Raw genomic sequence first — 24,897 nt, forward strand, 5'->3', positions numbered from 1 at the left:
TTTTGTGGATATCCAATGTCAACCAAACCAACCCTCGCCTTGGCACTGTGCTTCGCAATCACCGGTTGCGCACAGAATCCGAAAAGTGATACGGACGGCGGCAGCTGGTGGCCGTTCAGTTCCTCCGACAAAGTCGCGGCCAAAGAGCCCGCTCCGGCACCCTTGAAACCAGCAACGACGGCCCCGGTGGCCAAGGCGGATGCCGAGTCCGGTGGCAAGTGGTGGTGGCCGTTCGGCGGCAACGACAAAGCCGCTGCCAAGGCCGTACCGATGCCGGACCCGAAAGTGACCCAGGCCTGGCTCGATGACTACGAACCGCGCTTGCGCACTGCGATCAAGGACAGCAATCTGCAACTGGAACGTCGTGAAAACGTGCTGGTGGTTATTGCGCCAGTTGAAGGCTCGTTCAACCCGGACCGTCCGGCCATGCTGCTGCCAGTGACCCTCGGCCCGTTCACCCGGGTGGCGAAAATCCTTGAAGCGGACCCTAAGACTGCCGTGCTGGTGCTCGGCCATAGCGATACCTCGGGCGCCGCAGCGGCCAACGTGAAGTTGAGCCAGGAGCGTGCACAGGCCGTGGCGGCGATCTTCCGTCTCAGCGGTCTGCAACGTGATCGTCTGATGCTGCGCGGTTTGGGCGGTGACGCTCCGCGTGCGGCCAACGACAGCGTCGAAGGGCGCGCACTGAACCGCCGGGTAGAATTGCTGGTGACGCCGCAAGACACCATGGTCGCGCTGCTGAGCAAATACAACATGCCAGCCCCGGCGCCGGTGCACATGGTCGCAGCCCAGGACGTCAAGCCGACGGCCAAGCCTGTGACTCCAGCGCCAGCCGACGCGAAGAAGGCCGCCGCGCCGGTGGCCAAACAAGCACCCGCGAAGAAAGCCGCCAAGGCCCCTGCCAAAAAGGCACCGGCCAAGACTGCGACTCCAGCGAAAAAGACTGCACCGGCCAAAGCTGCTGCGGCGGCGGACAAGAATGTCGCCGCCGATACCACAAAGAAGTGATTTGCTGACTAAAAGGAATGTGCCATGACCAAGGCTCTGGCTGATATGCGTCGCGATTACACCCGTGATGGCCTGACCGAGGCGCAAGCCCCGGCCGAGCCATTCGCGCTGTTCCATCAATGGTTCGCCGATGCGGTGAAAACCGAGCAGGCACCGGTGGAAGCCAACGCCATGACCTTGGCCACGGTTGACCAGGAGGGTCGACCGCATTGCCGCATCCTGCTGCTCAAGGGGCTGGATGCAGCGGGTTTCACGTTCTTCACCAACTATGACAGTGCCAAGGGCCAGCAGCTGATTGCGAACCCGTGCGCGGCCATGACCTTCTTCTGGCCCACCCTGGAGCGCCAGGTGCGTATCGAAGGGCGGGTGGTGAAAGTCACCCCTGAAGAGTCCGACGCTTACTATCAAGTTCGCCCGCTGGGCAGCCGCCTGGGGGCCTGGGCATCGCCGCAAAGCCGGGTGATCGCCGATCGCGCCGAACTGGAAGCGCTGCTCAAGGACACCGAGCAACGTTTCAGCGACAGTCAGCCACATTGCCCTGAGCACTGGGGTGGCTATCGTTTGCTACCGGAGCGCATCGAGTTCTGGCAGGGCCGTTCGAGCCGCCTGCACGATCGCCTCAACTATCGTTTGCAGGGCGCTGACTGGATTCTTGAACGTCTGGCACCCTGAGCAGTCTACCGCTCGAGATAGCTTGCCGCTGCGGCCTCCAGCCATTGCGGCAAGTCTCGACGCTTGATCTTTTGCGCTTGAGCGTTCGCCAGTTGCTGGAGCATGTACGCTTTTTTGCGTTCGTCGTTCCCCGCCAGCGCTAACGCCAGATCGCGGTCCATCCAGCGCCTGATCCTTACGTATAGCCACCAGTGGAAATACAGACCGGCAGCGGTAGTGACGGCAATGATAAAATAATCCATGAAAATCCTGTCTCAGTAAGGCAGATCGCGCCATTTGCCACTACGGTGTGGTGAGTTCGTAGATGTCCCTGTATAGGGCCTGAATCAAAGCAAATTTATCCCGGCTGTGCCGTGACACGCGTCAAGCTGCGCAGTTTAATGATTACCTGTCTTTTGGAGTTGATGCTATGCGTAAGTCTGTTTTGCTGGTTGCTTCCTTTTCCACGATGGCGATGTTGCTCACTGGCTGCCAATCGAGCTTGACCGGTGACTCCTACTCCCGTGACGAAGCGCGTCGCGTGCAGACGATCCGCATGGGTACCATCGAAGCATTGCGCCCGGTGAAAATCGAAGGCACCAAGACCCCGATCGGTAGTGTCGCCGGTGCAGCGGTGGGTGGCGTTGGCGGCAGCGCCATCGGTGGCGGTAAAGGCAGCATCGTTGCTGCCGTCATCGGTGCAGTGGCGGGCGGCCTGGTAGGCTCGGCGGCCGAAGAAGGCCTGACCCGTACGCAAGGTGTCGAAATCACCGTGCGCGAAGACGACGGCAGCATGCGCGCCTACGTGCAACAGGTTCAGGAAAACGAAGTGTTCCGTGTTGGCGAGCGTGTGCGAATTGCCACGGTTGATGGTACGAGCCGCGTTTCGCACTAAGCGGGAATACGGGTAAAAGAAAACCCCGACCGGGTGACTGGTCGGGGTTTTTTTGTGATGAAAATGTTTCTGTATCTACTCATTACAACTGAGTTGGAATGAATAGGCCGAGTTGTGAATTTGCTTTCCCAGTACTCCCTCGAGGGCTTCAAGCTGCTTGGCGGTAAGGTTATATCCTTCCCATCCTTGTTGAATGTCTGTCCATCCCATGATTTCTTTTAGCTCCTGATCGTGCCCGTTTGGAAGTACTTCTTCGAATACGAGGAGTTCGCTTTGTTTATCGAAAGCCTCAATAACATAAATCATGGTTCCACCTTTCTAGTACTGTCCGCGGATTTGGTTTGCTCACCGGTTTTCGGATCATATTCACCGAGATGGTGACCTCGCTTGTTATACATTTCGACAGTTCCGTGCTGAGAATCCCATTCAAAAATTATCCCCCTTGGGTTTTTCCATCGCTTTCTTAGGGCCCCGCCACCTTGCGCTGCGGTCTTACGCTTTGCTTTTGTCGCGTCGGGGAAAGCAATAAGTCCCTCTGGTGCTGGATGGTATTTGTGGTCAGAAACACTCACCACCACATAAACCGGCCTAACCCCCGACCCCACCGGAAACACCAGAATGAAATCCTTGTACTCCGGCGGGTAGATCGGGTTCACGATGATCGCGTCAGCGTGTTTGTTCGGCGGGAAAACCCATATGTGCGGCGCTTGCGGAGCGGCTTCCAGTTTCGGAATGCCGAGGATGTCGGCGCCGTCGACGGCCGGGGTCCAGATCAGTTCGATACCTTCACCGAGATCGGCGACGTACTGGCTTCCGCGGCTCGCGATCTGCACGACATCGACCATTTCCCAGTCAAGGTTCTTGCCGGTGTAGAACGCGTAGCCCTTGAGGCTGCCGTCGGCTTGTTGTTCGACCTGCAGGCGCATGCGCGAGCGGGCCTGCTTGAGGGCACGGAGTTGCTCTTCGGTGTAGAGGGCGCTGTCACCGAGGCTGGGCGTCCAGAACACGGCGACCAAGCCGGCCAATGCAGCCGTTGTCGCAGTACCGAGCGCAGCGGCGGCGCCAAGGGTCGGAGCGCGCAGTGCAAGCCGGCCAACACCCAGTGCAACAGTCGAGCCGCTGATCGTTTGCAGATTCAGCAGCCCTTCATCGTCGACCTCGCGAGCACCGAGCCAGGCGATTTCGCCGTAGTCACTGAGGCTGTCGGTGGGCACCATGCCCGAGGGACTGGCATAGCTGATAATCGCGTCCGGCAGCTTGCAGGACTTGGCGAAGACGCAACCGTGAGGCGTGATGGTTTGTTTTTCCTCGACCACGTCACGACGGCGCATGAAGGCTTCTTGCCTGGCGAGCATGGCGTCGTAGTCAGCTTGCAGGGCGTCGAACACGGCCATTTCATCGGCCGTCATGGCGCGGTAGCTGACGTGATGGCCATCGCCGGAGGGCGGGGTTTGAATCAGGGGGAGGTGCTTGTTGCGAGCCACTGACTGTCCTTGTGAGTTCGTCCATCGGCAGCCCCGGATCAGGGCTGCGCGACGTTAACGAGCGGGACGGTTTGTGGCTGTAGGATGGATCGGTAATGACCCTAGGAGTTTTCTCTGATGGTCAACAGGGCCGTGTTCTTGCGACTCGCCGCCGCCGTCACCGCATAACCGATCAGTGCCGCCAATATCGAACCCGTCAAAATCCCCATCCGGTCCATCCCGGCGTATTCGCTGTCTCCGGGTACGAAGGCCAGGGAGCCGACAAACAGGCTCATGGTGAAGCCGATGCCGCAGAGGATTGCCACGCCCAGCACCTGGCCCCAGTTGGCGCCTTGGGGCAGGGCTGCGATGCCGGACTTTACCGCCAGCCAGGTCAGACCGAACACACCGATGGTCTTGCCCAGCAGCAGGCCGACTGCGATGCCCATGGGGACGTAATGGGTGAAGCTCTCGACAGTTACACCGCTCAGGGACAGACCCGCGTTGGCGAAGGCGAACAATGGCAGGATGCCGTAGGCCACCCAAGGATGCAGCGCGTGCTCCAGGGTCAGCAGCGGTGATGGTTCGGCGTTTTTCGTACGCAAGGGAATGCAGAATGCCAGGGTGACACCGGCTAGCGTGGCGTGGACACCACTCTTGAGTACGCAGACCCAGAGGATCAAGCCGATGATCATGTACGGCCCGAGCTTGACCACACCGAGGCGGTTCATTCCGATCAGCGCTGCGATGCAGGCGGCGGCCAGCGCCAGGGACAGAGTCGACAGCGCGCCGGAGTAGAAGATCGCAATGATGATGATCGCGCCGAGGTCGTCGATGATCGCCAGGGTCATCAGGAACAGTTTCAGCGACACCGGCACCCGTTTGCCCAGCAGGGCCAATACACCCAGCGCGAAAGCGATGTCGGTGGCGGTGGGGATCGCCCAGCCGCTGAGGGCTGGCGGGTTGTCACGGTTGAGGAACCAATAGATCAGCGCCGGAACTACCATGCCACCAATGGCCGCCGCACCGGGCAGGACGATTTGCGATGGCTTGGACAACTGTCCGTCGAGGACTTCGCGCTTTACCTCCAGACCGATCAGCAGGAAAAACAGGGCCATCAGGCCGTCGTTGATCCACAGCAGCAGCGGCTTGGCGATTTTCAATGCGCCGACCTGAGCCACCACGGGGGTGTCCAGCAGGCCGTTGTACAGCCATGACAGCGAGGAGTTGTTGATGATCAAAGCCAGAATGGCCGCGGCGATCAATAACAGACCGCTGGCAGCTTCCAACTGAAAGAAACGCGTGAAAGTGCTACGCAGAGGCAATGTCGCTCTCCATCGATGAGTTCAAAAAGGTCGGACACCCTAACCCGTACCCTTAGAAGTTAAAACAAAAGTTATATTCTTTTTTGTTATATGTCGTTACAAGCCGATTTCCGTATGGACCTGAGCCTAGCAGTTGTCCGGTGTATTGAACCTCAGCTGTACCTGTGCGGGATGTAGGTTTTTTCCTAAGCTTGTCGATTAGCCGTCTCCTGCCCGATCCAACGAGAACACCACCATGAGCGACAACCGACAGTGGGCCCGCGAAGCCATCCGGATCATCGAAGCGGACTTCCAGCGCAGTGCCGACACCCACTTGATTCCATTGCCGCTGCCGGGTTTTCCAGGCATCGAGTTGTACTTCAAGGATGAGTCCAGCCACCCCACCGGCAGTCTCAAGCATCGCCTGGCCCGTTCATTGTTTCTGTACGCGCTGTGTAACGGCTGGCTCAAGCCCGGTGCTCCGGTGATTGAAGCCTCCAGCGGTTCGACGGCAATTTCCGAGGCGTACTTCGCCCGGTTGCTGGGGGTGCCGTTCATTGCCGTGATACCGGCCAGTACCTCCAAAGAGAAGATCGCGCAGATTGCTTTCTACGGTGGCCAGACTCATCTGGTAAATGATCCAACGCAGATCTACGCCGAGTCCGAGCGCCTGGCGCGGGAGCACGACGGGCATTACATCGACCAGTTCACCTACGCCGAACGTGCCACTGACTGGCGGGCGAACAACAACATTGCCGAATCGATTTTCCAGCAGATGCGTTTCGAAAAACACCCGGAGCCGAGCTGGCTGATCTCCAGCCCCGGCACGGGTGGTACCACGGCCACCCTGGGGCGTTACGTGCGCTATCGCCAGCATTGCACCCGTGTGCTGTGCGCCGATGCTGAGCGTTCGGTGTTCTTCGATTATTACCAGACCGGCGATGCCAGCCTGCGTCTGGATCACGGTTCCCGAATCGAGGGCATTGGTCGGCCACGGGTGGAGGCATCGTTCCTGCCCAAGGTCATCGACGCGATGGTCAAAGTGCCGGACGCCTTGTCGCTGGCGGCCATGCATTACTTGGCCGAGCGATTGGGGCGGCATGTCGGTGGATCGAGCGGGACTAACCTGATCGGTGCATTGATGGCGGCGCAGCACATGGCGCAAGCGGGGGAAACGGGGTCGATCGTTGCGATCTTGTGTGACAGCGGCGAGCGCTATGCCACGACGTATTACGACCAGAAATGGCTCAAGGCCGAGGGGTATGAGTTGAGCGGGTTGATGGCGGTAGTCGCGGCCAGTGTCGAGCAAGGCGTGGCGCTGCCAGCGAGCGTGTTGCGGGCCAATATCTGAAGTCGAAGACGCCCCGTAGGAGCGAGGCTTGCCCGCGAAAAACGATGACGAGATTTGCCTGAATGGCCTCGTTATCGTTTTTCGCGGGCAAGCCTCGCTCCTACGGGATTTTGTTTAGTCAAAGAATGCGTGTCAGGCTTCCAGGCCCAGGATATCCCGTGCCACGGCCTCGGCTATGCGAATCCCGTCGACACCCGCCGACAAAATCCCACCGGCATAACCCGCGCCTTCACCGGCCGGGAACAGGCCCTTTACGTTCAGGCTCTGCATCGACTCGTTGCGGGTGATCCGCAATGGCGAGGAGGTGCGGGTCTCGATTCCGGTCAATACCGCGTCGTGCAGCGAGTAGCCGCGAATCTGCTTCTCGAATGCCGGCAAGGCTTCGCGAATGGCTTCGATGGCGAAGGCCGGCAAGGCCAGCGCCAGGTCACCCAAGGCAACACCTGGCTTGTAGGACGGTTCAACGCTGCCCAACTCGGTGGACGGCTTGCCAGCGATAAAGTCGCCAACCAGTTGCGCCGGCGCCTCATAGTTGCTGCCACCCAGCACGTAGGCGTGGGATTCGAGACGCTCCTGCAACTCGATACCGGCCAGCGGGCCGCCCGGATAGTCGACTTCCGGGGTAATGCCGACGACGATGCCGGAGTTGGCGTTGCGTTCGTTACGCGAGTACTGGCTCATGCCATTGGTGACCACGCGATTCGGCTCGGAGGTCGCCGCCACCACGGTGCCGCCTGGGCACATGCAGAAGCTGTACACCGAGCGGCCGTTCTTGGCGTGGTGCACCAGTTTGTAGTCGGCGGCGCCCAGTTTCGGGTGGCCAGCGTACTTGCCCAGGCGCGCGCGGTCGATCAGCGACTGCGGGTGCTCGATGCGGAAACCCACCGAGAACGGCTTGGCTTCCATGTACACACCACGGCCGTGGAGCATGCGGAAGGTGTCACGGGCGCTGTGGCCGAGCGCCAGGATCACGTGTTTGGAGTGGATCTGCTCGCCGCCGTGGAGTTCGACGCCGACCAGTTGCCCGTCGTCGATCAGCACGTCGGTGACCCGCTGCTGGAAGCGCACTTCACCGCCCAGGGCGCGAATCTCCTCACGCATGTTTTCCACGACGCCGGTCAGGCGGAACGTACCGATGTGCGGCTTGCTGACGTAGAGGATTTCTTCCGGTGCACCGGCCTTGACGAACTCATGCAGAACTTTGCGACCCAGGAATTTCGGGTCCTTGATCTGGCTGTAGAGCTTGCCGTCGGAGAAGGTTCCTGCACCGCCTTCGCCGAACTGCACGTTGGACTCGGGATTAAGCACGCTTTTGCGCCACAAGCCCCAGGTGTCCTTGGTGCGCTGGCGCACATCCGGGCCGCGCTCGAGAATGATCGGCTTGAAGCCCATTTGCGCCAGCAGCAGCCCGGCGAAAATGCCGCACGGGCCAAAACCGACGACAACCGGCCGTGCGCTCAGGTCCGTTGGCGCCTGGCCAACCATTTTGTAGCTGACATCCGGTGCCACGTTGATGTTACGGTCTTCGGCAAACCTGTGCAGCACCGAGGCCTCGTCGCGAACACTGAGGTCGATGGTGTAGATGAAGCACAGTTCAGAAGACTTTTTGCGCGCATCGTAGCTGCGCTTGAACAGGGTGAAGTCGAGCAGATCATCGCTGGCAATGCCCAGCCGCTGCACGATGGCAGGGCGCAGGTCTTCATCGGGATGGTCGATCGGCAGCTTGAGTTCGGTGATTCGTAACATGACGGGATCCGGTTCGCGGGGCGCACAACTGCGCCAGGGCGTTTGAAGGCGGCGATTATAAGCCGCAAAGGCCGGGTCCCGTGAGGCTTAAACGATCAGTCGTCGCGCGAACCGCCGAAATACCCGCAACCGCGTTGCACCTGGCCGTCGATACGCAGTTCGGCGCTCATGTGCTGGACGCTACCGGTGCTGCTGTCGATACAGCGCTGCGGTGCGACCCACAGTTCGATGTGTTGATTGTTGGCTTCGGTGCTGAGGTTGAAGCGGCCATCGCCCAGTTGCTCTTCGACATAGGGCACGGCCAAGGGTGGTTGGGCGACGCGGTCGATGATCATGCCTTTACCGCTGACTCTCACGCTCCACTCGGGCTCATGACCAGTCGCACGCAGGATCAGCTTTTTGAAATCGGGATCGTTACAGGCGTTGCCCGAATGCTCGAGGCGGTACAGCTGTTCGAGGTCGAGTTGCCCATCGCCTGCGCCGGAAACAATCCGGCCGCGCACGTCTGCGAACAGTTTGCCCTGGACATCGGCCAGGCTCGCGGCCTGCTGCAGGATGCTAGTGCCGCCCGTGTCGTTGACCACATAACGTTGCTGCTGACCGCAGGGTTGGAACATCAGCTTGCCTTCGGCAGCACTCAATTGGCCCTGCATGCGGGTCTGACCCACGTGGGAGGCACTTTCACGTGAGGTGTCGAATAATTGGCAGGCCGCGAACAGGGGGAGTAGGGCAACAAGGACTAGGGAACGGGCAACACGCATCTTGGGGTCTCCTGACAAGTGCCGCCACGTTACGCAGCCTGACTGTTCATCACAACCCTGAAGATTATTGTCAATTACCCCGTAGGCGCGAAGCTTGCTCGCGATGGCGGTGTGTCATGCAGACTATGTTCGACGGGGCTGCCGTCTTCGCGAGCAAGCTTCGCTCCTACATGTCGGGGTATTTGTTGCCAACAAGTCATCCCGGACAGCGGTTACGGTGTTCATATCTGTTTTGGCAAACACACATACCCGTAGGAGCGAAGCTTGCTCGCGATGGCAATTTCAAGGACGCCATCGCGAGCAAGCTTTGCTCCTACGGGGTTCGGCTCGGGTTTAGCCGACGTGGAAGGTCTGACCCGTCTGAAGGCCTTCGACACTTTTGGCGTAGGCCAATGCCACATCAGCCGCCGGAACCGGTTTGAAACCTCGGAAGTACGGTGCGTATTTACCCATGGCTTCGACCAGCACGTTCGGGCTGATCGAGTTCACCCGCAGACCGCGCGGCAGTTCGATGGCCGCGGCACGGACGAAGCTGTCCAGGGCGCCGTTGACCAACGCTGCCGAGGCGCCGCTGCGGATCGGGTCATGGCTGAGCACGCCGGTGGTCAGGGTGAACGATGCGCCATCGTTGGCGAATTCGCGACCGATCAGCACCAGATTGACCTGGCCCATCAGCTTGTCCTTCAGGCCCAGGGCAAAACTTTCTTCGGTCATTTCAGCCAAGGGGGCGAAGGTCACGTTGCCAGCGGCGCAGATCAGCGCATCGAACTTGCCGGTTTGCTCAAACAGTTTGCGAATCGAGTCGCTGTCGCTGATGTCGACCTGATAATCACCGCTGTTGCGGCCGATGCGGACGATTTCGTGGCGTTGGGACAGTTCTTTGTCGATGGCTGAACCAATGGTGCCGCCTGCGCCAATCAGAAGAATTTTCATGTTGCCGTGCCTCCCGTGGGTTGAATGTGGCTTCAGTTTAGAGTGATTTTTTCTGGTGATAAGCGCACTAATAGGCAACCTTTGGTTTTCTATTGGAAACAATCCATGAGCGAAATGGATGATCTGGCAGCGTTTGCAGTATTGGTGGAGGCGGGCAGTTTTACCCTGGCGGCGCAGCAGCTCGGTTGTAGCAAGGGCCAACTGTCCAAGCGCATCAGCCAATTGGAAACGCAGTTTTGCGTGGTGTTGCTGCAGCGCACCACGCGACGCTTGAGCCTGACTGCGGCGGGCGCAGCCTTGTTACCGCAAGCCCAGGCGCTCGTCGTACAAGTCGAGCGAGCGCGTCAGGCCCTGGCGCGCTTGAAGGACGACATGGCCGGTCCGGTGCGTATGACGGTTCCGGTGTCATTGGGGGAAACGTTCTTCGATGGCTTGCTGTTGGAGTTCTCCGCCAAGTACCCCGAGGTGCAGATTGAGCTGGAGCTCAACAACCAATACCGCGAACTGTCCCGCGACGGTTTCGATTTGGCGATCCGCTCTGACGTGTCCATGGATCAGCGACTGGTGGCGCGCCCGCTGTTGGCTTGGCACGAAATGACCTGTGCAAGCCCGGCGTATCTAGAGCAATACGGTGAACCGCAGACACCTCAGGCGCTGGCCGAGCACCGATGCCTGCTCAACAGTCACTACAGTGGCCGCGAGGAATGGCTGTATCACCAGCAGCATGAATTGTTGCGAGTGCGAGTTTCCGGACCGTTTGCCAGCAACCATTACAGTCTGTTGAAGAAGGCCGCGCTGGCCGGCGCCGGCATTGCCCGTTTGCCGTCCTACCTGCTGCCGGCGGAATTAGCCGACGGACGATTGCGCTGGCTCCTGCGTGACTATCAGACCCGGAGCATGCCGATGTACCTGGTGCATCCGTATCAGGGCGGATTGCCGAAACGCACGCAGGTGTTGGCGGATTATTTGATGGGGTGGTTCAAGCACAGTGGGGAGGCACTGGATCGGCTCTAACGAAACACCGTCCCCTGTGTAGGAGCTGCCGCAGGCTGCGATCTTTTGATTTTGATTTTCAAGAGCAAGGTCAAAAGATCGCAGCCTGCGGCAGCTCCTACAGGGGAGGGTGTTAAAAACAAAAAACGGCCCGTAGGCCGTTTTTTGTTTACCGCAATGGCTTAGCCGCCGAGGTACGCTTCGCGTACTTTCGGGTCGGTCAGCAGGGCTTCACCAGTGCCTTGCATCACCACCCGGCCGTTTTCCAGTACGTAAGCACGGTCAGCGATTTTTAGCGCCTGGTTGGCGTTCTGTTCGACCAGGAACACCGTTACACCGTCCTTGCGCAGCTGTTCGATGATGTCGAAGATCTGCTGGATGATGATCGGTGCCAGGCCCAGCGACGGCTCGTCGAGCAGCAGCAGCTTGGGCTTGCTCATCAGCGCACGGCCGATGGCGAGCATTTGCTGTTCGCCGCCGGACATGGTGCCGCCGCGCTGGTTGAAGCGTTCTTTCAGGCGTGGGAAAAGTCCGAGGACCTTGTCCATCTGTTCCTGGTAGTCGCCCTTCGCGGTGAAGAACCCGCCCATGGAGAGGTTTTCTTCCACGGTCAGACGGGAAAACACCCGACGACCTTCCGGAACCACGGCGATGCTCTTGCGCATGATCTGCGAAGAATCCTGGCCGACCAGTTCCTCACCCATGTAGCGGATGCTGCCGCTGTGAGCGCGAGGCGAGCCGCACAGGGTCATCAGCAACGTGGACTTGCCGGCACCGTTGGCGCCGATCAGGGTCACGATTTCGCCCTGGCGGACTTCGACGTTGACGCTGTGCAAGGCCTGGATCTTGCCATAGAAGGTGGAAACGTTTTCGAACTGCAGCATTTACGCTTCCCCCAGGTAGGCTTTGATCACTTCAGGATTGTCGCGGATCTGTTCCGGCGTGCCGTCGGCCAGAGGCGTGCCCTGGTTGATCACGACGATGTGGTCGGAAATGCTCATGACCAGTTTCATGTCGTGTTCGATCAGCAGAACGGTGACGTTGTGCTCCTCACGCAACACGCTGATCAGCGCTTTCAGATCTTCGGTTTCCTTGGGGTTCAGGCCGGCAGCTGGTTCGTCGAGCATGAGGATCCGCGGACGGGTCATCATGCAGCGAGCAATTTCCAGGCGCCGTTGCTGGCCGTAGGCCAGGGTACCGGCCGGGCGGTTGGCAAACTCCTTGAGGCGAACCTTATCCAGCCAGTACTCGGCGTACTCCATGGCCTCGCGCTCGCTTCGACGGAACGACGGGGTCTTGAACAGGCCGGACAGGAAGTTGGTGTTCAGGTGGCGATGCTGGGCGATCAAGAGGTTCTCGACCGCTGTCATGTCCTTGAACAACCGCACGTTCTGGAAGGTACGCACCACGCCTTTGAGGGCGATCTTGTGCCCTGGCAGGCCTTCGATCGACTCGCCGTCCAGCTTGATGCTGCCGCCGCTCGGCTTGTAGAAGCCGGTCAGGCAGTTGAACACGGTGGTCTTGCCGGCGCCGTTGGGGCCGATCAGCGCAACCACTTGTTTCTCTTTCACGCTCAAGGCAACGCCATTGACCGCCAGCAAGCCGCCGAAGCGCATGCTCAGGTTTTCTACTTTAAGGATCTCGCGGCTCATTTGCGCAGCTCCATGTGAGGACGTTGCATGGGCAGCAGACCCTGAGGTCGCCAGATCATCATCAGTACCATCAAGGCACCGAACATCAACATGCGGTACTCACTGAACTCACGCATCATTTCCGGCAGCAGGATCATCACCACGGCCGCCAGGATCACACCCAGTTGCGAGCCCATGCCACCTAGTACGACGATGGCGAGGATGATCGCCGACTCGATGAAGGTGAAGGACTCCGGCGTGATCAGGCCCTGGCGGGCGGCAAAGAAGCTGCCGGCGAAACCGGCGAAGCTGGCGCCCAGGGTAAAGGCCGACAACTTGATCACGGTCGGGTTGAGACCCAGTGCGCGGCAGGCGATCTCGTCTTCGCGCAGGGCTTCCCAGGCACGACCCAGAGGCATACGCAGCAGGCGGTTGATGACGAACAGTGCAAGCAGCGCCAGGAGCAATGCAACCAGGTACAGAAAGATCACCTTGTTGATCGAGTTGTATTCCAGGCCGAAGTACTCGTGGAACGTTTGCATGCCTTCAGCGGCCTTGCGCTCGAACGTCAGACCGAAGAACGTCGGCTTCTCGATGTTGCTGATACCGTTCGGACCGCCGGTAAGGCCGGTCAGGTTACGCAGGAACAGACGGATGATTTCACCGAAGCCCAAGGTCACGATCGCCAGGTAGTCACCGCGCAGGCGCAGCACCGGGAAACCGAGCAGGAAGCCGAAGGTGGCCGACATCAGACCGGCAATCGGCAGGCAGATCCAGAAACTCAAACCGTAGTAGTGCGACAACAGCGCGTAGCTGTAGGCGCCGACGGCGTAGAAGCCGACATAACCCAGGTCGAGCAGGCCCGCCAGGCCGACCACGATGTTCAGGCCCAGACCGAGCATCACGTAGATCAACACCAGTGTCGCGATGTCGACCGCGCCACGGGAGCCGAAGAACGGCCATACCAGGGCACCCGCGATCAGGGCAATGATCAACCAGCGCTGGGTGGTCGGCAGGGTCAGGAAGTTGCTGGCCTTGGCCGGAACCAGCGGCATGCGCGGCGAGGAGTGCCAGGCCGAACTGATTTGCTGGTCGAACAGGACACGCAGGAACATCAGCACCGAACACACGGCGATGGTGATCAAGGTGGCGGTGCTGGTGCCGTGTACTTCGAGGTTGATGCCGACGATGGTCAGCTTCAGACCCAATACCGGGTAGGCCACGGCCCAAACCAGCAAGGCGCTGAAAAACGCCTGTTTAAGATTCCTAGTCATACTTTCTCAACCTCCGGGCGACCCAGCAGGCCGGTTGGCCGGAACAACAACACCAAAACCAAGAGACCGAAGGCCACGACGTCCTTGTACTGGTCGCCGAAGATATCGGCACCGAAGGCTTCTGCCACACCCAGTACCAGCCCGCCGAGCATGGCACCCGGGATGCTGCCGATACCGCCCAGTACCGCTGCGGTGAAGGCCTTGAGGCCGACCAGGAAGCCGGCGTTCGGGTTGATCACGCCGTATTGCATGCTCAGCAGCACGGCCGCGATGGCCGCCAGCGCAGCACCGATGACGAAGGTGAGGGCGATGATGTTGTTGGTGTTGATACCCAGCAGGTTGGCCATCTTGATGTCTTCGGCGCAGGCGCGGCAGGCGCGACCCAAGCGAGAGCGGGAGATGAACAGGGTCAGGCCGAGCATGGCGACCAGGGTCACCACGAACACCACGATTTGCATGTAGGAAATCAGCACTTCATGTGCGCCACCTGGCCCGAAGGCAAAGTTGCCCGGAATCAGGTTGGGGATGGATTTGTCCTTGGAGTCTTGCGCCAGCAGAACCGTGTTCTGCAGGAAGATCGACATGCCGATGGCGGAAATCAGCGGGATCAGACGGTTGCTGCCGCGCAGGGGGCGGTAAGCGATCCGTTCGATGCTGTAGCCGTAGGCACTGGTGACGACGATGGTCGCCAGAAAAGCGGCGGTCATCAACAGCGGAACACTGTCGAGTCCCAGCATGGCCAGCCCGGCAATGGCGATGAACGCCACATAGGAGCCGATCATGTACACCTCGCCGTGGGCGAAGTTGATCATTCCAATGATGCCGTAAACCATCGTATAGCCGATGGCGATCAGGGCATACGTGCTGCCAATGGTCATGCCATTAACCAGCTGTTGGAAAAAGTGATAGATGTCAGGCATTACAGCGCTCCTAAAAACCTGATACGCATTTCACTGGTGGAGTCATTTTCCCGCCCGAGCCCCGTGGATCTGCATCCACTTCGAATTCGGGGTTTGCCAGCGAACCGCTGATGACGGTTTTGAGATTTTCAGGTGGGGAGACTAGCGGATCACGCCAGCGCGGCCCAAATACGTTCGTAAAACAAAGCCCACGGCACGCCGTGGGCTTTGTTGGCAGTCAGTCAGGCAGCGCCTTACTGAGGCGAAGCTTCAGTTTTTGGTTTGCCGAAGTGCCACTCGTAAACCACGAACTTGAAGTCTTTCAGGTCGCCCTTGGTGTCGAAGCTCAGGTCGCCGGTAGGCGTCTTGAAGGTACCTGCGTGGATGGCTTCAGCCACTTTGGCGGTGTCTTCAGACTTGGCAGCCTTGATGCCTTCAGCGATCACTTCCACAGCCGAGTAGGCCGGGAACACGAACGGGCCGCTTGGGTCTTCTTTCTTGGCTTTGAAGTCTTCAGCCAGTTTTTGGTTGGCCGGATCCTGGTCGAAGGATTTCGGCAGGGTCACCAGCAGGCCTTCGGAAGCGTCCTTGGCGATTTGCGAGATGGAGTCGTTACCCACGCCTTCCGGACCCATGAACTTGGCTTTCAGGCCTTTTTCCTGGGATTGACGCAGGATCAAGCCCAGCTCCGGGTGGTAGCCGCCGTAGTAGACGAAGTCGACGTTGGCTTGCTTGAGCTTGGCGATGATCGAGGAGAAGTCCTTGTCACCGGCGTTGACGCCTTCGAACACGGCGACTTTCACGCCTTTCTTCTCAAGAGTCGATTTAACGGCGGTGGCGATGCCTTCACCGTATTGCTGCTTGTCGTGCAGGACAGCAACGATTTTTGGTTTTACGTGATCGGCAATGTAGTTACCGGCGGCAGGGCCTTGGGCGCTGTCCAGGCCGATGGTGCGGAACACCATTTTGTAACCACGGTTGGTGATGTCCGGGCTGGTGGCAGCCGGGGTGATCATGATCACGCCTTCGTCTTCGTAAATGTCCGAAGCCGGTTGAGTGGAGCTGGAGCACAGGTGGCCGACCACGAACTTGACGCCGTCGTTGACGACTTTGTTCGCGACCGCTACCGCTTGTTTTGGATCACAGGCGTCATCGTATTCAACGGCTTCGAGTTTCTTGCCGTCTACGCCGCCTTTGGCGTTGATTTGTTCGATGGCCATTTTGGCGCCACTGAACTGCATGTCGCCGTATTGGGCTACAGGGCCGGTTTTAGGGCCGGCGATGCCGATCTTGATGGTGTCAGCTGCGAACGAATGGCTGGCAACCCCGGCCAGAACCATAGCGGCAAACAGTTTGGAAATCTGCTTAGTAGCCTTAGTCATAGTGCTCCACTCTTACTGTTGTAGTTTTTATAGTCCTGGCGCCGTAGGCAGCAGAACCGGGTCAGTATCTACGACATTCCCCGGAAAAGCCCCTCGGCAACTGTACCGGTACAGTGTAGAGCGCCGATTGTCAGCCTGTGAAGCTGGCGCCGGGGGGCAAAACTTAGGGGTGTCGCTTTTATGAAATAAAAAGACAGAATTGCGGCGTGGTTTTGACGGGCTTACAGCTGGACTCCGTGCATTCCTTGGCCTTCCTGCGCTTTTCGTTCAGTTATACAAATTGCTTCTGGGTTTTTCTGCCCGACCACCGACGTTATGATTGCGTCGATTTCTTTTCCGGACCGGACCCATGACTGAAGAACCTAGCACCCTCTATGCCAAGCTGCTTGGAGAAACCGCATCTATTACTTGGAAGGAGCTGGAACCGTTCTTCGCCAAGGGTGCCCTATTGTGGGTCGATCCCGGCCTGGATTTGATCGCTGTCGCCGAGGCCGTGGCTACCGACGAAGGTGAGAAAGTGGCCGCCTGGCTGGCCGCCGACAAGGTCTCCAAGCTGTCTGAAACGCGGGCGCTGGATCTGTTCGAACGTGATCCCGAGTTGTGGGCGGTGGTCGTTTCGCCGTGGATCCTGATCCAGGAAAGAGCGGCAGTCTGAATGCGCGCACCTGTTTGGTGCGCGGTGCTGTCCGATCAAAGTGTGTAGCCGAGTAGCGTGATGGCAGGTTGCCGTAGAGAAAGGCCACAGCCTCACGGTGACGTAAACGTAACGGGAACAGTTGAGCGAGCAGCCTGAGGGCTGCTTGATTGTTTCTGGGGGTTGAGATTTGTGTTGAATGTACAGGCGCCATCGCGAGCAAGCTCGGCTCCTACAAGGGGCGGTGCCGCACACAAATGCTGTGTGCACTACCGAACCTGTAGGAGCCGAGCTTGCTCGCGATTGGCGGCGACCCGGTTTTGCGCCGGCCTTAGTACGTCTTGCCCGTGTGGTTATTCAACGAAATGACCTTGGTCTTGCCAATGCGGTGACGGTAGATCTCGCGCAGGTACTTGATCGCTTTCTTCACGCAATCCCGGGACAGGCGAATGTCGTTGATCGAGACGAATTTTTCCTTGTCGTTGATCAGCTCGCGGTACTTCTTCTCGTACATCGGTTTGATCGCGTACCAGTTGGTATCGAGGATCTTCGCCGGATTCTCGAACTCGTTGAGCAGGTCGTCGATCCGGTCTTCGTCAAACTCTTCGTTGATGATGAAGTCCAGCATCGAGTTGTCCAGGGTCTCGTCAAAGCGGTAAGGGCTGCGGGCGAAACAGCGTTTGATGAAGGCCACGATCAGCGTCAGGAAGTCGTCCGACAGGCACGGACTCTTGGCGATCAGAGTAGTCAGCGACAGGTTGGCGGAGGCCCCGATCACCAGCGCATAGCGCTTGAGCGTGGTGTTGGGGAACAGGTTGTTGAGGTGTGTCTTCAACCGGTTCAAGTCCATGTAGGACAGTTTGTAGTCCTTCGGTAGGGAAACGATCGACACCACCGACGAGCAGTTCTTGAAGAAGTGCAGGTCGTGCAGGGCCGCCGCGTCGAACCCGGAGTTCTTGTACTGCTCCAGCGACGCGCGATAGCGCTTGGACTCGATCGGCAGCAGGCTGATGCCCTCGATGGCCTGGGTGACCTTGTTGAAGTGCGGCAGGTCGATGGAGCGGAAGAACAGGTCGTCGATGTTCAAGCGCTGTGGCTCTTTTTCGAACACTTTGAACTTGTCGCTGGTGGGCACCGGGGATTCCGGAACCACGGATTCGGCGTAGGCAATCGCCACCGGGCCGGCCAGGCTCATGAACAGGTCGTTGGCGTCCAAGCGAATGGTTTCGCCGATGTCGATGCCGGCGCGACGGAAATAGTTCTGGTCGTAGTCGGTGGTGACCGCCTGCGCCGTCAGAATGTTGAAGATCTGCTGCGAGATGTACTGGTTGGCATGCTTTTCCATGGCATTGACATCAATGTTCTGGATGTTGCCGTCGTCGCTCTCTTCGGCGTAACGCATGATGTCGTTGGAGATCAGCATCATCGCGTTCCACGGGCGGATTCGCCCCATGACGCTGGCTTCGCTGCTGTCTTCGTTGGCGAAGTTGTAGGAGAAATCCCATTCTTCCGACAGGTATTTACACAGCAGTCGTCCGGCGTTGATGTGCAGCGCTTCGGACATTTCACTGCGGTGATCGGAAATGTTCGGCAGTACGCAGATGCCGCTGGTGAAAATCGGTTCGAAGACGAAGGAATGACCGCTCTTGCTGTCGTGCTCGTCCACCGGCTTGGTGTCGAACGTTTTGTTCATGTAAGAGTGCTGTTGCGCCAGGCCAAACTCCGACGCCATGCCCGAACCGGTACCGCCGCCGGCGCTGAAGATCGAGAAGTACAGGCGCGATTGGTTGGCCTTGATGCCGCAGCTGTCGATCAGGTACGAGTGAATCATCTTCCAGTCAGGGCTGGAGAAGCGCTGGGTGTCCTTGTTCAGGATGATCTTGGCCAGGTATTGGCCGAGAATCGGCGCGTTACCGGCACCACCGGCGTGGACTTCTGACAAGTCCATGATTTTCATTTTGCTGTAGTCGCGCAGGAAACCGCTTTTTTCACCCTTGCGCGAGAAGCGGATACGACCGGCAATGTCTTTGTCCAAGTCACCGAGCATCACCAGCGGTTCTACCAGGAACACCGGTTTGGTGGCCTTGTTCGGCATCAGGCGCAAGTTGGTGCGAATCCACTGGGCCGGGCTGTAGCCTTTTTCGGCAAAGCGCTTGTCCGCAGACACACGGTCTTCGTTGTTGAATTCGTTGAGGTAGAACTTGCGTGCGTTGTACACCAGTTCCGCCACGTCCAGGGCGATGTTCGAACCGCAGCGGCCCAGGCCGATCAGGCATACCGACGGGAACTGCTGGTCGTTGTGCTGTTCGTTGTCGCCCTCCAGGTGCGGCGGGCGCGGAAACACCATGTCGCGCAGGCCGTCGAGGTTGTCGAGGATGCGGTCGGTGTTGGTTTCTGTGAAGTACAGGTATTGCTGGGTTGCCAGCGGGCGTGGTGCAAGCAATGGCTTCGACGAGACCGGGCTGTTGGCCGCAGGGCTCAAGGTCAGGTCGGATACCGCAGGGGCCGGATTGTTTTTAGAAGTCATTGTTTGCCATCTACCTGGGCTGTTTTGTTCGGGCGACACGCTGTCGTCGAACCGTCACGGAATAGAACTCGCGTCTTTTATTAGCGCGTATTTGGCCCGAGCGTCAGCGCCGTGGCCTGAACGTACTCAGGGGAATCCTTTCCTAAGTCATGATGAATCGGCCAATATTTGGCGATCTTTAATCAAAAAGAGGCGAAATGATGTCAACGCTACCTTCGTTGGGGTTTGCCGGAATTGGTCTGATGGGATTGCCGATGTGTCGGCGCCTGCTGGCGGCGGGTTATCCACTGACGGTGTGGAACCGCAATCCGGCCAAATGTGCGCCGCTGGTCGAGGCCGGTGCCCGCCAGGTCACCACCCCGGCACAATTGTGCGGGCACGCCGACGTGGTGATGTTGTGCCTGGCGGATACCTCGGTGGTGCGCGAGGTAGTGTTTGGCACGCAAGGGGTGGTCGAAGGCGCGAGAAGCGGACAGTTGCTGGTGGATTTTTCCAGCCTGGAACCCACCGCGACGCGGGAAATGTCGGCAGAGCTTGCCGGAAAAACTGGCATGGGCTGGCTCGATGCGCCGGTTTCCGGTGGTGTGGTGGGGGCGCAGGCTGGCAGCCTGGCAATCATGGTCGGTGGCGACGCGGCACATCTTGAGCGCGTCAAACCGATATTGCTCAACCTTGGCCAGCGTGTGACGCACATGGGCGCTGTCGGTGCGGGGCAGGTAACCAAGGCCTGCAATCAGATGATCGTAGCCTGTAATGCTTTGGTGATTGCCGAAGTGATCGCGTTGGCAGAGCGTTCCGGAGTTGATGCGAGCTTGATCGCCGAGGCGCTGGCGGGCGGCTTTGCCGATTCGAAGCCCTTGCAGATCCTTGCCCCGCAAATGGCCGAAAGCTGCTTCGAACCGGTGAAATGGCATGTGCGCACGTTGCTCAAGGATCTGGATACAGCGGTGAAGTTTTCCCGCGAGCAGGGTTCGGCGACACCGATCAGTGGGCTGGCGGCACAGCTGATGCGGCTGCATGGCGCCCAGGGGTTTCTGGAAAAAGACCCGTCTACATTAGTGCAGATGTACCGTGAACCAGACTCAACGAGGTAAGGGGGTATGCGTGCTTGTGCTGGTTGATGTCGTTCAGCACCGGACATAGTTCATCCAGTGGTACCGGACGGCTGAGCAGGTAACCCTGAACGAAGTCGCAGCCGTAGCATTCCAGAAACTGGTATTGCTCGAAGGTTTCGACGCCTTGGGTGACGACCTCCAGGTGCAGGGTATGGGCCATGGCGATGATCGCCTGGACGATTTCCATGTCCTGGGTGGAGTTGGGGATGTCCTGAATGAACGATCGGTCTATTTTCAGCGTGTTGAGCGGCAAGCGTTTGAGGTAGGCCAAGGACGAGTAACCGGTGCCGAAGTCATCGACCGACAGCGACACGCCCAAGGCCCGAATCTGTCGCAGCAGTTCCAGCGTCTCGGCGATATTGCCCATCAGTGCGTTCTCGGTTACCTCCAGCTCCAGTCGTTGTGGCGCGACCCCGGTGCTGCGTAGTGCCTGTTCAATTTGACCGGCCAGTTCTGCACGCGCCAGGCTCAGGGGGGAGCAGTTCACGGCGATCTTCAGCGCTTCGTAGCCTTGGCGCGACAACTCACCGAGGTCCTCACAGGCTTTGCGCAATACCCAGTTGTCCAGTTCAGTGATCAGGCCATTGGCCTCGGCGAGGGAGATGAAACGGTCTGGGGCGAGGAGTCCATGTACCGGGTGTTGCCAGCGAATCAACGCTTCAAGTTTGCTGACCCGACCGGTTTTCAGGTCGTAGATCGGCTGGTAATGGAGCGCCAAACCGGTGTCTTCGCGCAGTGCGTAACGCAGTTCTTCTTCCAGTTGCAGTTCGAGCGTGGCCCGGGCCTTGAGGTTGGCACTGAAGAAGTTCAGGCCATTTCGGCCGGTGCCCTTGGACTGATACAGCGCCAGGTCAGCATTTTTCAGTAGCTCGTCACAGGTTTTGCCGTCCTCGGGAAACAGGCTGATGCCAATGCTGGTCGTCATGACCATGCGTCGCCCTGCCAGTTCTATGGGCTCCTTCATTTTCGACATGATGCTCTGCGCCAGGTGCCGCGCTTCCTCGCGATCGTTGAGGTTGATGAGCATGCAGAACTCATCGCCACCGAAACGCGCCACCACATCTTCGTGACTGCGCACCGAACCTTTGATGTGGTTGGCAAGTACTTTGAGCAATTCGTCGCCGGCGTCGTGACCGAGACTGTCATTGATGCGCTTGAAGTGGTCGATATCGAGGAACAGCACGGCCAGCATGCCGCCTGAGTGGGTTTTTTCGATGAGTTTTTCGGCGAACAGTTGGTTGAAACCACGGCGATTGGTCAAGTTGGTCAACGGATCAAAGTGCGCTACTTGCTGCAGGGACATGCGAGCCTGATCCAGCTGACTGAGCAGTGAGTTGACCCGCTGCAGGTCATGCTCCTTATGTTGCAGCTTCTTGTCCGCCAGCGCCGCGCTGATGCTGCTGCCGATGATCAGCAGCGTCATGATCGCCACCATCAGGCCCAGTTGCAGGTGGTTGTTTTCCCCGGGTTGGGTCAGGAGACTGCCGTTGGGCAGCACCAGATTGAAGGCGGCCATGCCGGTGAAGTGCATGCTGAAGATGCCTGTTCCCAAGACCAGGCTGGCACTGTATTTGAGCAGTTGATGGAACATGCCGGCGCCGTTGCGCAGGTAGCTGGCCAACAGCAATGTCGCCAGGCTGGCGGCAATCGCAACCAGGATGGAAAGGGCAAACAGTGAGGGTTGGTAAAAAACCACGGCCTGCGAGCGCAGGGCGGACATGCCAACGTAATGCATGGTGGCAACGCCCAGGCCGACCGTGATCGAGGCCTTGAAACAATCCCAAAAGTCCAAGGTAGGCCGACTCAGAGTCTGCATCGCCAGCCATGATGCGAGCAGTACGATCAATAGTGAGACGAAGGTAATCGGCAAATGATAATGCACATTGATCGGCGCTTGAAACGCCAACATGCCGATGAAGTGCATGGCCCAGATGCCCCCGGCCAGGCAACCGGCACCGACCCAGCACCAGAGCCGGCGCGAAACCGTTTTTTCCGCATGCGCTACCCGCTCGGCCATGTCCAGTGTGGCGAAACAGCCGGCACAGGCGACCAGATAAGCGAGTAGCACCAGAAAAGGGTCATGGATGCAGTTGAGTATGACCTGCCCACTCTCTGGAAGCTCGGTAATGAAATGCAGACCAAGCCACTCCATAGCATGCCCCATGTTGTGTTTCTGACCGGTGCAAGGAGCGCCGTTGAATGTCTTGGAGTATAGAGGGCATGCATGGCGTGCAAGGAGTAGTGGCACATTAGCCCCAATGATTTTGGCATGAGGCTAATAGCGAATAGTGCTAATGATCAGGCGCTTTGCAGCTCAAGCATTTGAGGCGCAGGTTCCAGGGGCGCCAAGCCGAAAGCGGCCCGCGCCATATCGCAATCGGAATTGTGCTGGCCGTCGACCCAGGAGGCTTCGAATTCTCGGCAGGGGCTCGAACGCTTGTCGTAAATCGTGCATTTCACGGTGCTGCCTACTTCCCCCTCCAGGCTGACACAGCGTGGTTTTTTGCGGTCGGTTCCCAGCATGGCCACACGACTGGGGGTAATCTGTTCGACCAACTCGTCGGGCACTGTCCCGCCGGATGAAGCGCATTCACCCCAAAAAAACGACACGCGAAAATGGGAACAGCAGGCACCGCAATTCAGACACGGACTGGCTTCGGACATGGGCGATTATCTAAGGAAAGGTGAGGAAGCAGGGGGAGGACAAGGCCGCTATTCTAGGCTTCGCCAGCGGCTTGGGAAGGGGGGGCGAAGGGTATTTTTCAGCGGGTTGACGTGCGGTGCAAACAATCGCCTCGAGCCTATGAATATTGGCTCTTGTCAGTTCTCAGGGCGAGGCGTCGCCATGGGCTGACATCAGCCTTACGAATAATTACAGACAGCAGTGACGGGCCTGTCTAGATTGACGTTTCCGGGGGCAGTGACGCCCCAATAACAATAAAAGAGACGGACCCATGCAGAACTCGACCCAAGCGGCGAATGCCTGGCGCATTCTGTTCCTGTTGTTCCTGGCCAATCTGTTCAACTTTTTCGACCGCACCATCCCCGCCATCATCATCGAGCCAATCCGCATGGAGTGGCATCTGAGCGACTTTCAGCTGGGGATCATTGGTACCGCATTCACCATTGTCTACGCGATCGCCGGCCTGCCCCTTGGGCGGATGGCCGATACCGGTTCGCGCAGCAAACTGATGGGCTGGGGCCTGGCGGCCTGGAGCGGGCTGACCGCCGTCAATGGCATGGTGGGCAGTTTCTGGAGCTTCCTGATCGTGCGCATGGGTATCGGCATCGGTGAGGCCAGCTACGCGCCGGCTGCCAACTCCTTGATCGGTGATCTGTTTCCGGCTCACCGTCGGGCGCGGGCCATGGGGATCTTCATGCTCGGGCTGCCACTGGGGCTGTTGCTGGCGTTCTTCACCATTGGCGCGATGGTCAAGGCGTTCGACAGCTGGCGTGCGCCGTTCTTCATCGCTGCGGTGCCGGGGCTGATCCTGGCGATCTTCATGTTCTACATCAAGGAGCCCAAGCGCGGTGCGGCTGAAAGCGTGCAGGTGTCGCAGGAGCAGATCGACCGGCCGATCCGCCGTGTCCTGGCGGTGCCGACCTTCCTGTGGCTGGTGCTGGCCGGTTTGTGTTTCAACTTCGCCACCTATGCCTGCAATTCATTCCTGGTACCGATGCTGCAACGCTATTTCCTGATGCCGTTGCAGGAAGCGGCGGTGGCCACCGGGATCATCGTGGGTGTCACCGGACTGGTCGGTTTGACACTGGGTGGCTGGGTCGCGGACAAGATTCACCAGCGCGTTGCCAACGGTCGCCTGCTGTTCGCCGCGTTCAGCCTGATCATTTCCACTGTGTGTACGGCGTGGGCGCTGCATTCGGGGCGGATCGAGATCGGGGTGTTCGTGGCCGTGTTCAGTGTGGGCTGGCTGTTTGCTTACAACTTTTATACCTGCGTTTACACAGCGATCCAGGACGTGGTCGAACCGCGCCTGCGGGCGACGGCCATGGCGCTGTTCTTTGCCGGGTTATATTTGCTGGGGGGTGGTCTGGGCCCGGTAGTGGTCGGTGCCTTGTCCGATCACTTTGCGCACACGGCCATGCTGTCGGCAGGGGCGGAGCAGATGACCGAAGCGTTCAAGGCGGTGGGCCTGCATGACGCGATGTACCTGATCCCGGTGGCGCTGTTTTTCACCATGGTGTTTCTGGTGTTGGCTTCGCGGTGTTTTGTGCGCGATGCGAAGCGGATGAGGGAGGGGTTGGTGGCTGTGGTTGAGCCGCAGGTTGAGGGTGTGACTGCTTAACTTCAAAAGATCGCAGCCTTCGGCAG

23 protein-coding genes are annotated in these 24,897 nt (G+C 58.9%); 8 read left to right on the forward strand and 15 right to left on the reverse strand.

Annotated features, from left to right (window positions below; all coding sequences use genetic code 11):
* The first annotated feature begins 15 nt into the window (after window positions 1–15).
* Together ABTV22_RS06450 and pdxH are read left to right on the forward strand one after the other, a co-directional pair.
* Entirely contained in the window at window positions 16–1,008 is a 993-nt protein-coding gene (locus tag ABTV22_RS06450; protein WP_433739080.1) for an OmpA family protein, read from the forward strand.
* Window positions 1,009–1,032: 24 nt separating this feature from the next.
* Window positions 1,033–1,680: a pyridoxamine 5'-phosphate oxidase gene (pdxH, locus tag ABTV22_RS06455; protein ID WP_433739081.1), complete on the forward strand. Its 648-nt coding sequence runs from the start codon at window positions 1,033–1,035 to the stop codon at window positions 1,678–1,680.
* Window positions 1,681–1,685: 5 nt separating this feature from the next.
* On the opposite strand, the gene ABTV22_RS06460 is transcribed toward pdxH, so the two are convergent.
* Complete coding sequence (locus ABTV22_RS06460) at window positions 1,686–1,922, reverse strand: hypothetical protein (protein WP_433739082.1); 237 nt, start codon at window positions 1,920–1,922, stop codon at window positions 1,686–1,688.
* Between the two features lie 167 nt (window positions 1,923–2,089).
* On the opposite strand from ABTV22_RS06460, the gene ABTV22_RS06465 reads away from it, so the two are divergent.
* The gene (locus ABTV22_RS06465; RefSeq protein ID WP_433739083.1) at window positions 2,090–2,554 is read left to right on the forward strand and encodes a glycine zipper 2TM domain-containing protein; all 465 of its coding nucleotides are present in this window, start codon (window positions 2,090–2,092) and stop codon (window positions 2,552–2,554) included.
* Between the two features lie 75 nt (window positions 2,555–2,629).
* Here the strand turns inward: ABTV22_RS06465 and ABTV22_RS06470 are convergent, their stop codons facing one another.
* The 3 genes from ABTV22_RS06470 to nhaA all read right to left on the reverse strand — a co-directional run bounded on the left by ABTV22_RS06470 (window position 2,630) and on the right by nhaA (window position 5,342).
* The gene (locus tag ABTV22_RS06470) at window positions 2,630–2,860 is read right to left on the reverse strand and encodes a DUF7683 domain-containing protein (RefSeq protein WP_433739084.1); all 231 of its coding nucleotides are present in this window, start codon (window positions 2,858–2,860) and stop codon (window positions 2,630–2,632) included.
* Window positions 2,857–4,038 (reverse strand): colicin E3/pyocin S6 family cytotoxin, encoded by a 1,182-nt coding sequence (locus ABTV22_RS06475; protein WP_433739085.1) that lies wholly within the window; start codon window positions 4,036–4,038, stop codon window positions 2,857–2,859. The genes ABTV22_RS06470 and ABTV22_RS06475 overlap by 4 nt, the downstream gene beginning before the upstream one ends.
* Window positions 4,039–4,139: 101 nt before the next feature.
* Window positions 4,140–5,342, reverse strand: coding sequence for a Na+/H+ antiporter NhaA (gene nhaA, locus ABTV22_RS06480; RefSeq protein ID WP_433739086.1), 1,203 nt, complete (start codon window positions 5,340–5,342; stop codon window positions 4,140–4,142).
* Between the two features lie 235 nt (window positions 5,343–5,577).
* Between nhaA and ABTV22_RS06485 the strand changes: the two genes are divergently transcribed.
* Window positions 5,578–6,672 (forward strand): PLP-dependent cysteine synthase family protein, encoded by a 1,095-nt coding sequence (locus ABTV22_RS06485; RefSeq protein ID WP_433739087.1) that lies wholly within the window; start codon window positions 5,578–5,580, stop codon window positions 6,670–6,672.
* A 132-nt stretch (window positions 6,673–6,804) separates the two neighbouring features.
* On the opposite strand, the gene ABTV22_RS06490 is transcribed toward ABTV22_RS06485, so the two are convergent.
* The 3 genes from ABTV22_RS06490 to ABTV22_RS06500 form a co-directional block, all read right to left on the reverse strand.
* The gene (locus ABTV22_RS06490) at window positions 6,805–8,418 is read right to left on the reverse strand and encodes an NAD(P)/FAD-dependent oxidoreductase (protein ID WP_433739088.1); all 1,614 of its coding nucleotides are present in this window, start codon (window positions 8,416–8,418) and stop codon (window positions 6,805–6,807) included.
* Between the two features lie 95 nt (window positions 8,419–8,513).
* Window positions 8,514–9,179, reverse strand: coding sequence for a COG3650 family protein (locus ABTV22_RS06495; protein WP_433739089.1), 666 nt, complete (start codon window positions 9,177–9,179; stop codon window positions 8,514–8,516).
* A 333-nt stretch (window positions 9,180–9,512) separates the two neighbouring features.
* Window positions 9,513–10,112: a short chain dehydrogenase gene (locus tag ABTV22_RS06500; protein ID WP_433739090.1), complete on the reverse strand. Its 600-nt coding sequence runs from the start codon at window positions 10,110–10,112 to the stop codon at window positions 9,513–9,515.
* Window positions 10,113–10,217: 105 nt separating this feature from the next.
* Here ABTV22_RS06500 and ABTV22_RS06505 point away from each other — a divergent pair, with 105 nt between their 5' ends.
* Complete coding sequence (locus ABTV22_RS06505; protein WP_433739091.1) at window positions 10,218–11,126, forward strand: LysR family transcriptional regulator; 909 nt, start codon at window positions 10,218–10,220, stop codon at window positions 11,124–11,126.
* Window positions 11,127–11,287: 161 nt separating this feature from the next.
* Here ABTV22_RS06505 and ABTV22_RS06510 read toward each other — a convergent pair whose 3' ends face one another.
* The 5 genes from ABTV22_RS06510 to ABTV22_RS06530 form a co-directional block, all read right to left on the reverse strand.
* Window positions 11,288–11,989 carry an ABC transporter ATP-binding protein gene (locus tag ABTV22_RS06510; RefSeq protein WP_015093834.1) on the reverse strand — a complete coding sequence of 234 codons (702 nt, stop codon included), beginning with the start codon at window positions 11,987–11,989 and terminating at the stop codon, window positions 11,288–11,290.
* Window positions 11,990–12,757 carry a high-affinity branched-chain amino acid ABC transporter ATP-binding protein LivG gene (livG, locus tag ABTV22_RS06515; protein ID WP_433739092.1) on the reverse strand — a complete coding sequence of 256 codons (768 nt, stop codon included), beginning with the start codon at window positions 12,755–12,757 and terminating at the stop codon, window positions 11,990–11,992.
* Window positions 12,754–14,010, reverse strand: coding sequence for a high-affinity branched-chain amino acid ABC transporter permease LivM (locus ABTV22_RS06520; RefSeq protein WP_433739093.1), 1,257 nt, complete (start codon window positions 14,008–14,010; stop codon window positions 12,754–12,756). Before ABTV22_RS06520 ends, livG begins: the two co-directional genes overlap by 4 nt.
* On the reverse strand, window positions 14,007–14,930 hold the full coding sequence (gene livH, locus ABTV22_RS06525; protein WP_175390687.1) for a high-affinity branched-chain amino acid ABC transporter permease LivH: 924 nt from the start codon (window positions 14,928–14,930) through the stop codon (window positions 14,007–14,009). Before livH ends, ABTV22_RS06520 begins: the two co-directional genes overlap by 4 nt.
* 233 nt (window positions 14,931–15,163) lie before the next feature.
* Window positions 15,164–16,291, reverse strand: a complete 1,128-nt coding sequence (locus tag ABTV22_RS06530) for a branched-chain amino acid ABC transporter substrate-binding protein (protein WP_433739094.1) — start codon at window positions 16,289–16,291, stop codon at window positions 15,164–15,166.
* A gap of 349 nt (window positions 16,292–16,640) precedes the next feature.
* On the opposite strand from ABTV22_RS06530, the gene ABTV22_RS06535 reads away from it, so the two are divergent.
* Entirely contained in the window at window positions 16,641–16,946 is a 306-nt protein-coding gene (locus ABTV22_RS06535) for a DUF2288 domain-containing protein (protein WP_433739095.1), read from the forward strand.
* Between the two features lie 310 nt (window positions 16,947–17,256).
* Here ABTV22_RS06535 and ABTV22_RS06540 read toward each other — a convergent pair whose 3' ends face one another.
* Window positions 17,257–19,452, reverse strand: coding sequence for a hypothetical protein (locus ABTV22_RS06540; protein ID WP_433739096.1), 2,196 nt, complete (start codon window positions 19,450–19,452; stop codon window positions 17,257–17,259).
* Window positions 19,453–19,649: 197 nt separating this feature from the next.
* Here ABTV22_RS06540 and ABTV22_RS06545 point away from each other — a divergent pair, with 197 nt between their 5' ends.
* The gene (locus ABTV22_RS06545) at window positions 19,650–20,546 is read left to right on the forward strand and encodes an NAD(P)-dependent oxidoreductase (RefSeq protein WP_433739097.1); all 897 of its coding nucleotides are present in this window, start codon (window positions 19,650–19,652) and stop codon (window positions 20,544–20,546) included.
* Here ABTV22_RS06545 and ABTV22_RS06550 read toward each other — a convergent pair.
* Both ABTV22_RS06550 and ABTV22_RS06555 read right to left on the reverse strand, forming a co-directional pair.
* Window positions 20,503–22,719 (reverse strand): putative bifunctional diguanylate cyclase/phosphodiesterase, encoded by a 2,217-nt coding sequence (locus ABTV22_RS06550; RefSeq protein ID WP_433741321.1) that lies wholly within the window; start codon window positions 22,717–22,719, stop codon window positions 20,503–20,505. The two genes, ABTV22_RS06545 and ABTV22_RS06550, sit on opposite strands and share 44 nt — an antisense overlap.
* A gap of 146 nt (window positions 22,720–22,865) precedes the next feature.
* Window positions 22,866–23,231, reverse strand: a complete 366-nt coding sequence (locus ABTV22_RS06555) for a YkgJ family cysteine cluster protein (RefSeq protein ID WP_433739098.1) — start codon at window positions 23,229–23,231, stop codon at window positions 22,866–22,868.
* Between the two features lie 290 nt (window positions 23,232–23,521).
* Here ABTV22_RS06555 and ABTV22_RS06560 point away from each other — a divergent pair, with 290 nt between their 5' ends.
* Window positions 23,522–24,871, forward strand: coding sequence for a spinster family MFS transporter (locus tag ABTV22_RS06560; RefSeq protein ID WP_433739099.1), 1,350 nt, complete (start codon window positions 23,522–23,524; stop codon window positions 24,869–24,871).
* The last annotated feature ends 26 nt before the right edge of the window (window positions 24,872–24,897 follow it).

It is taken from the genome of Pseudomonas putida (genome assembly GCF_050990305.1).
Classification (GTDB): Bacteria; Pseudomonadota; Gammaproteobacteria; order Pseudomonadales; family Pseudomonadaceae; genus Aquipseudomonas; species Aquipseudomonas putida_AH.